The 9,323-nt window shown below is 36.2% G+C and carries 6 protein-coding genes; 5 read left to right on the top strand and 1 reads right to left on the bottom strand.

The window, feature by feature from the left end:
- Nucleotides 1-1,947 (bottom strand): ABC transporter permease (locus RMR19_RS10330; RefSeq protein ID WP_310603414.1); only part of this gene is annotated, 1,947 nt, incomplete at its 3' end.
- Nucleotides 1,948-2,204: 257 nt separating this feature from the next.
- On the opposite strand from RMR19_RS10330, the gene RMR19_RS10325 reads away from it, so the two are divergent.
- From RMR19_RS10325 to rhaD, 5 genes are all read left to right on the top strand, one after another.
- Nucleotides 2,205-4,160, top strand: a complete 1,956-nt coding sequence (locus RMR19_RS10325; RefSeq protein ID WP_310603413.1) for a fructose-1,6-bisphosphatase — start codon at nt 2,205-2,207, stop codon at nt 4,158-4,160.
- A 5-nt stretch (nt 4,161-4,165) separates the two neighbouring features.
- Nucleotides 4,166-5,128, top strand: coding sequence for an AraC family transcriptional regulator (locus RMR19_RS10320; protein WP_310603415.1), 963 nt, complete (start codon nt 4,166-4,168; stop codon nt 5,126-5,128).
- Between the two features lie 593 nt (nt 5,129-5,721).
- A complete protein-coding gene (gene rhaB / locus RMR19_RS10315) occupies nt 5,722-7,116 on the top strand; it encodes a rhamnulokinase (RefSeq protein ID WP_310603412.1) in 1,395 nt (464 codons plus the stop codon).
- A gap of 130 nt (nt 7,117-7,246) precedes the next feature.
- On the top strand, nt 7,247-8,503 hold the full coding sequence (locus RMR19_RS10310) for an L-rhamnose isomerase (RefSeq protein WP_310603411.1): 1,257 nt from the start codon (nt 7,247-7,249) through the stop codon (nt 8,501-8,503).
- A gap of 50 nt (nt 8,504-8,553) precedes the next feature.
- On the top strand, nt 8,554-9,323 hold a 770-nt coding region (rhaD, locus tag RMR19_RS10305; protein WP_310603410.1), incomplete at its 3' end, for a rhamnulose-1-phosphate aldolase.

Raw genomic sequence — 9,323 nt, 5'->3', positions numbered from 1 at the left:
AAATCCATTGTTATATAATTTCGCATTGATAATAGCATCAATGGTAAGTTCTTTTCGGATACCATTGCATTCAACAAGAATGGTATCGCCGACTTTCTTATCTGTATCTTTTACTAATGCAGTTGTTAAAATAATACCGTTAGAATCCGATTTGAAGTTTTGTAAATCTTTTTCATAGGCATTGCTATCGAGTTTTAGGTAAGCATTATAGTTACTATAGGAATCAAGTTCAATCCCCTCGAAAGGAACTGCTATTTGTTTTTCCATATCATCACTGAAATAAAGAGTTGCATATTGCGAATCAATATAATTTATGTCTTCCTCTTTAATACCTAAATCAAGAAGTTGTTTTGTTAACTGGTCTGTTACACTTTGCTCTTCATTTTCACGAATTGTTGAGATATTATCGATGCTAATATCAAAATTCATGTCCTCATATGCATCTACGACAACATCAATAGCACTATCTGCAACAGAAGTAATTGCAAGAATAGACAAAATCGAAATAACAATAAGTGTTATATTGTTAAGTAATATCTTAGAAGTACGAAGGTTATTTGTTGCAAAGAATAGGGATTTATTCTTTCCGCGGATTAATCTGCTTAAAGCGATTGATAGCAAATCAATTAGTTTTGGATAAGCAAGTATTGTTCCAATAAGGGAAAGAATAAGCAGTATTGGTGATGCATTAACAGCAAAGTCTCCACCGAACCAATATATAAGTAAAGAAACGGCGATGAAACTACATCCGATTATAAATTTGCCATATCCTAGACTCATAGAAACACGAACATCGTTAAGAATGACATCTTTCACTTGCAATTTACCAATTTTACGAACCGGTAAGTAGGAAGATAGCAGTGATAGTAAGACGGCAAATATTGTACCTGCAATGAGGTATTGAGGTTTTATACTTGCGTGTTCATAGATGCCGTATTTTTTCAAAGGAGACAGTGCTCTTGTAATAACATTCAAAGCAATAATTCCGAGAATACTACCAAACAGTGCACCAATGATTCCATAGAAGAAGCTTTCTAAACGTAAGATAAACTTTACCTTTCCCGTTGTAGCCCCTTGACTTAAAAATGTGCCAATCGTAGTTAAACGCTCTGTTATAATAAGTTTGAATGTACTATAGATAATAATAGAGCTCATGGTAACTACGATAATGAGCATTACATATAGAATGCTACTAAAACTAGAAAGTTGATCCTTAATGCTGTCCATATCAAAAAGTTTTGATATCGTAAAATCTTTGTTTGCTTCTTGGAAGGATTCGATTGCTTTGTCAACATTACCATTTAAAGCTTTCGCAGTAATAAAGTTGTATTGCCCTTCTACGCCGAGTTCTTCAGCAAGATAGGAATAGGGAAGAAACATAGCAAAAGAATTTACCGTATCATTATAGAAAACACCGTCTGGTGCGGAGATTGCTGCGATTGTTAATTCCTTTGAAGCACCCGCGATAACGATGGTAAAGCTGTCACCTACATTTAAATTTCGCTCTTTAGCAGTTCGATCTGATATGATACAAGAGTTATTATTGAATGTATCAAGATTACCTTGTGTTAACTGCTCAAGTGGAATCTGAGAACTCTCTCTAGCTCGTATCGTTATAGAACGTGTTGTTTCGTCAGCGGTGTCGATGTTGTCTGTTATCATTCCCATAAGAGTGATTTCTTTTAGAATGCTATCTGCTTCAACACCAGATTCATTTAGGTTGTCACAAGCAAAAAAGGATAGCCCTTTTTCTGTAGGTTCAATTACTAAGTCCTGCTCTTCATAACAGGCAAGTGTAGGTTTTAACATGCTATCAAGAATGATATCAATTAAACCAGAACTTGTTACGACAAGCCCCGTACTCATCGCAATTGCAATAAGCAGTAGTAAGAACCGTCCTTTCTTTTCCGTCATACTTTTAAGTACGTATTTTATAAAGATTTTCATATACACTCTCCTCACTCGTTTAAAATGTTTAATGTAGTGCACTAACGTGCTAACTACTCAAAATTATACCAATTTCAGTAAGAACTACCAGTGTGATTTGTCATGAATTTGGTTATAAAAGCATTAGAAAAATATTATAAAAGTAATAATTAGGATATGACAAATGTAACATAATAGGGTGGATGGAATCGGAAAATTGTGTTATGCTATAAGTACATTACATACTGTATACAAGGTTATAGGGGGAGGATGTTACTGTGGATCGAACAAAATTACGCTATCTTGAGCAATTATCTGAAATATATCCAACAATAGGGAAGGCATCAACGGAAATCATTAATCTTCAATCGATATTGAATCTACCAAAGGGAACGGAACATTTCTTATCGGATATTCATGGGGAGTATGAATCTTTTTCCCATGTGCTTCGAAATGGTTCAGGAGCAATACGCATGAAGATAGATGAAGTGTTTGGGCATACGTTAGGAACAAGTGAGAAATCGGCATTAGCAACTTTGATATATTATCCAAAAGAAAAGATTGAACTTGTAAAAAATGAGGAAGCGGATATGATGAATTGGTACCGAATTACATTATATCGCTTGATTGAGATTTGTAAGAAGGTATCGTCAAAGTATACGAGGTCGAAAGTTCGTAAGGCATTACCAGCAGATTATGCATATGTTATTGAGGAATTGATTACAGAAAAACCAGAGATATCAAACAAGGAAGCCTATTACGAAGCGATAGTAAATACAATTCTGGAGATTGGGTCAGCGGAGACATTTATCGTAGCTATGGCAGAGTTAATTCAACGACTTGTTATTGACCATTTGCATGTAATAGGAGATATCTTTGACCGTGGGCCAGCTCCACATCGTATTATGGATAAGTTGTGTAGATATCATTCTTTGGATATTCAATGGGGAAATCATGACGTTTTGTGGATGGGTGCAGCAGTTGGTCAGATGGCATGTATTGCAACAGTTTTAAGAAATTGTTTACGTTATGCAAATTTTGATATACTAGAAGATGGATACGGAATTAATCTGCTTCCATTTGCAACATTTAGTATGGAAGTTTATGATAAAGATCCTTGTACCTGTTTTAAGATAAAAGACAAACCAAATGCAAGTATACGTGAGACACAGATAGAAATGAAGATGCATAAAGCTATAACAGTTATTCAGTTTAAATTAGAGGGACAGTTGATTCAAGACAGAGCAGAATTTGGTATGACAAATAGATGCTTGCTCTCGTGCATTGATTACGAGAAAGGGATTATTCGCATTGATGGTAACGAGTATGCAATGAATGATATGAATTTCCCAACGATTGATCCAAACGACCCATATAAATTAACTCCTCAAGAAGAGGAAGTTATGAAAAGACTGGAATATTCTTTTCGACATTGCGAGAAGTTACAACGTCATATGCAGTTGCTATTGAAGAAAGGAAGTCTGTATAAAGTATTTAATGGAAACCTATTGTACCATGGTTGTGTACCTTTGAATGAAGATGGCAGTTTTAAAGAGGTAAATGTATTTGGTAAATATCTTAGTGGAAAAGCCTTGTTTGATGAGTTAGAATCGTATGTAAGAAAAGCATTCTTTTCCTTAGAGCAAACAGAGCAACAAAGAGGAAGTGATATTCTTTGGTATCTATGGAATGCACCAGATTCACCTCTGTATGGAAGAAACAAGATGGCAACGTTTGAACGGTATTTTTTAAGTGAAGAAGAGATAAAGAAAGAGCCTAAGAATTCATATTTTAAATTGATTAATAAGCCGCAGATTGCTGAGAAAATCATGAAGGAATTCGGTTTAAAAGGAGAGAGAAACCATATTATTAATGGTCATGTTCCTGTTCATCAAAAGGCAGGAGAGAAACCAGTAAAATGTGATGGCAAAGTACTTGTTATTGACGGAGGATTTGCAAAGAGTTATCAGAGTCAGACTGGTATTGCTGGTTATACTTTGATCTATAATTCCTATGGATTAATATTGACAGCACATGAGCCGTTTGTATCTTTTGAGATAGCAGTTAGGAAAGAGATGGACATTGTATCAACAAGAGAGCTAGTTGAATCAAGTAAAAGGCGTGTTCTAGTAGGTGATACTGACAATGGAAAACGGATACAAGAAAAGATTTCAGATTTGAAAACGTTAATAGAAGCATACCGCCTAGGTGTAGTTGCTGAGAAGGAACGGTGAAAAACTTGACAGAAACTCTTTTAGATGAATTAAAAAAAATCACACCAGAGGAAAGTCGTATATTATCTGGAGAAGCTGAGATTGAGAAAACATTGTATATGTCATCTGAGAATAATATTGTGGATGCAAAGAAACTATTAGAGGCAGGAAAATTGATTCAGGTGCGTACTCATACACGATTTGTACATTTTCCAGAGCATACGCATAATTATATTGAAGTGATTTATATGTGTTCTGGAAGTACGCATCATGTAGTAAATGGAGAGCATGTTGTACTTCAGCAAGGGGAACTCTTATTTTTGAATCAAAAGGCAACACAGGAGATTTATCCAGCAAGAGAGAATGATATCGCGGTTAATTTAATTATTCTTCCGGAATTCTTTGATTATGGGTTAAAGATGATGGAGGAAGAGGAAAATCTGCTCAGGGATTTTATTGTGGATTGTCTGCGTGGAGAGAATGAATCATCAGGATATCTGCATTTTAAAGTGGCAGATATCCTGACGATTCAGAACCTTGTTGAAAATCTAATTTGGACAATTGTTAATGAGCAACCAAATAAGCGCAGCATTAATCAGATTACGATGGGATTATTATTCCTACAACTTATGAACCATATGGATAAGATGGAAACCGATGATAGCAGTGGACAACAGAAGTTAGTTATTACAGTTTTGAGTTACATTGAGGAACATTACCGAGAAGGTGAATTAACAGAATTAGCAGACAGTCTTCATTATGATATCTACTGGTTGTCAAAAGAGGTAAAGAAACGAACAGGTAAGACCTATACGGAATTAGTACAGACAAAACGTTTAAACCAAGCGGCATATCTACTGAATACAACATCGATGTCTGTAATGGATGTGGGTATGGCAGTAGGCTATGAGAATATCAGTTATTTTCATAAAATATTTCAAAAGCGGTTTGGTGTGACACCAAGAATATATAGAGTGAATGGCAAATAAGGACACTTTTTTAAACAAAAGGTGTTCTTTTTTTGTGCTCAGAAAATGGCTACAATAATGTCATAGATACATCTAGGATTCAGGTGTCAAAAGGTTTGTTTTCTCTTTCGGATGAATACTAGGAAATATTTATTCATTTGTAGGTAATTAGTGTACTTGTGTAGGATACATTTTCAATGCAAAACTTTGATATGTCTTAATAGCTTCTTCGCTGCTGTCCTATAATACGAAACACGCTACACACCTAAGTACTTCTAAGTGTGTATGGACAGTTATTGAAAATTTACGGAAACGCCTTCGATTCGGCATCCTGCCTCAGCTCAGGCTGGCTCGGCGTCCATGCCTCGCCTTCCTAGACTGTGAATATACACACTAAGAAGTACTATAGGTGTTTCGCTACCGTTTCTTAATTTTAGGACAGCAGCGAAGAAGCAAGATAAGTATTGAAGTTTTGCATGTCTATTATATTGGTACACAAGTACAGGTAACTTGATGAATGAATAAATATTACCTAGTATTCATTGGGAAGGTTATTCTTAACCTTTTGACACCCGAATCCTAATAAATACATCGTAAGAAAAGGAGGGGCAACAATGAATCGCTATTATCTGGCAATTGATATAGGTGCATCGAGCGGACGTCATATACTAGCACATATGGAATGTGGCAAAATGGTTTTAGAAGAAATCTATCGTTTCCCAAACGGTATGATAGAGCAGGATGGAGAGCTTGTTTGGGACATTGATACCTTGTTTGAAGAGATAAAATTAGGAATGAAGAAATGTAAGGAGATGAACAAAATTCCTGTAAGTGTTGGAATTGATACTTGGGCGGTGGATTTTGTACTTCTTGATGAATTAGATAGACGTATGGGAAATGCAGTTGCTTATCGAGATACACGAACAGAGGGAATGGATGAAGAAGTATATCAAATCATTTCAGAAGAAGGACTTTATGAAGTGAGTGGCATTCAAAAGCAGATATTCAATACAATCTATCAATTGATGGCACTTAAAAAGAAACATCCAGAACAACTTATAAAAGCAAAGAAACTGCTTATGATACCAGATTATTTTCACTATCTGCTTACTGGTAAGGCAGTCACTGAATATACGAATGCAACAACAACACAGCTTGTTAGTCCAGAGACGAAAACATGGAATTGGGATTTGATTAAAAAACTCGGCTATCCAGAAGAGATTTTTCAGGATATTCAGATGGCAGGTACAGAGCTTTCGAATCTGTCTGAGCAGATACAACAAGAGATAGGATATGATTGCAAAGTGATTCTTCCAGCAACACACGACACAGCATCTGCAGTTGTAGCAGTACCTAGTAATCAGGAACATAACTTGTATATCAGTTCAGGGACATGGTCTTTGATGGGAACGGAGTTGTTAGAAGCGAATTGTTCACCAGTGAGTAGAGAACATAATTTTACAAATGAAGGTGGATACAATTACCGTTATCGCTATTTGAAAAACATTATGGGACTTTGGATGATTCAGTCTGTAAAGAGAGAAATTGCAGAAAATCTTAGCTTTGGTGAGATTTGTGATAGGGCATCAAAAAGTACGATTACATCCATTGTCGATTGCAATGATAAGCGTTTCCTAGCACCTTTTAATATGACAATAGAGGTACAAAATGCTTGTAGAGAGTCAGGACAACAAGTACCAAAAGATATCTCGGAAGTTGCAGCAGTAGTTTATAACAGTTTAGCAATATGTTATGCACATACGATGAAGGAAATTGAAGATATTACAGGTGTAAATTATGACAGGATTCATATTGTTGGTGGTGGCGCGAATGCAGAATATCTGAATCGTCTGACTGCAAAATTCACACGGAAAAAGGTCTATGCAGGGCCTACAGAAGCAACTGCGATTGGAAATATTACGACACAGTTGATTGCGTTTGAAGAGCTTACGGATTTGCAAGGGGCAAGAAAATGTATATATGAGTCATTTGCGATTTCAGTATATTAGGACGAGGATATCAATTTTAAAATCTCCTCAAGTAATGTGTGTTGGCGGGTCAATATGTGTTTTTGGTGCACAGTCGTAACCTGAAGTACGTAGTTTGGAATAGTTACAATAAAAATAAAGGAGAACAAACATGACAAATAAAGAAAGATATGAATCAGCGAAAGAAATATATAAAAGCATCGGCGTAGATACTGATGCAGCAATTGCAAAATTAGCAGAAATTCCAGTATCCCTTCATTGCTGGCAAGGCGATGATGTAACAGGATTTGACCACGAAGGGCCATTAACAGGAGGAATCCAAACAACTGGTAACTATATAGGAAAGGCAAGAACGCCAGAAGAATTAATGCAGGATATGGACGAGGCAATCCGTTTAATGCCAGGGAAGAAAAAATTGAATTTACATGCTTGCTATGCAATATTTGAAGATGGTGAATATGCAGACCGAGATAAGTTAGAGCCGAAACATTTTGCAAAATGGGTTACATTTGCAAAGGAAAGAGGAATGGGAATTGACTTTAATCCAACATTCTTCTCACATGAAAAAGTGAAAGATGGGCTTACGTTATCAAGCCCAGATGAAGAGACTAGAAAGTTTTGGATTGAGCATGGAAAAGCGTGTATTCGTATTTCGCAGTATTTGGCAAAGGAAACAGGAGTACCATGTGTTATGAATATATGGACTGGTGATGGTTACAAGGATATTCCAGCAGACCGAATCGGACCAAGAATGCGTTATAAAGATTCGATTGAACAGATTTTGTCTGAGTCATTTGATAAAAACCTAGTGAAACCTTGTGTAGAATCAAAGGTATTTGGAATTGGTGTTGAGTCTTATACAGTAGGTTCGGCAGAATTCACATTGAGTTTTGCAGCAACACATGATGGTTGTCTTCCTTTGATGGACAATGGACATTATCATCCAACAGAAGTTGTTTCTGATAAAATTCCAGCATTATTATGTTACTATCCAGAAATTGCACTTCATATTACAAGACCAGTACGTTGGGATAGTGATCATGTTGTACTGTTTGATGATGAGACAAAAGAAATGGCAAAAGAAATTGTTCGTTGTGAAGCGTTAGAGCGTGTGCATATGGCACTTGATTATTTTGATGCAAGTATCAATCGTGTATCAGCATGGGTTGTAGGATTCCGTAGTTGGCAGAAAGCTCTTTTAAATGCACTTTGTACACCGAATGAAATGCTTAAAAAACTTCAAGAAGAGAATCGTCTGACAGAGCTTATGATGATGCAGGAAGAACTAAGATTATACCCATTCGGAGATATATGGGCAGAGTATTGCAGACAATGTAATGTTGCAAGTGATAAGAGTTGGTTTGAAGAAGTACAACGATATGAAGAGAATGTATTAGCAAAACGTTAGAAACGTATTGAATAGTTACAATTAAATTAGAATAACGGAGGAAGAATAAAATGAAGTTTTTAGACACAGAATTTGTACAAGGATTTATTCGTATGGCGAATGATGGTTGGGAGCAAGGTTGGCATGAAAGAAATGGTGGAAATCTTTCTTACCGCGTGAAACCAGAAGAAGTGGAATTAGTAAAAGAGCATTTTAATGCAGGAGAATGGCAACCAATTGGAACAAGTGTACCGAAATTAGCAGGCGAATACTTTCTTGTGACGGGAAGTGGAAAATATTTTCGTAACGTTATTATTAAACCAGAAGATTCAATCTGCATGATTGAATTAGATGAAAGTGGAGAAAACTATCGTATTGTATGGGGACTTGTAAATGGAGGAAGACCAACTTCTGAATTGCCATCTCACCTTATGAATCATGAAGTGAAGATGCTTGAAACAGACGGCAGATATCGTGTTATCTACCATGCACATACAACGAATGTAATTGCACTTACATTTGTACTTCCACTAAAGGATGAAGTATTTACAAGGGAATTGTGGGAAATGGCAACAGAGTGTCCTGTTGTATTCCCTAGTGGAATCGGTGTTGTTCCATGGATGGTTCCGGGAGGAAGAGATATTGCAGTTGCGACAAGTAAATTAATGAAAGAATATGATGTTGCAATCTGGGCACATCATGGAATGTTTGCAGCAGGCGAGGATTTTGATTTAACATTTGGTTTGATGCATACGGTTGAGAAATCGGCTGAAATTCTAGTAAAGATGTTATCTATGCAACCAAATAAATTGCAGACAATTAAACCAGAGGAATTCCGCGA

The sequence above is a fragment of the Anaerosporobacter sp. genome, from assembly GCF_031551385.1.
Classification (GTDB): domain Bacteria; phylum Bacillota; class Clostridia; order Lachnospirales; family Lachnospiraceae; genus Anaerosporobacter.
This window is presented reverse-complemented; position numbering and strand designations above follow the sequence as displayed.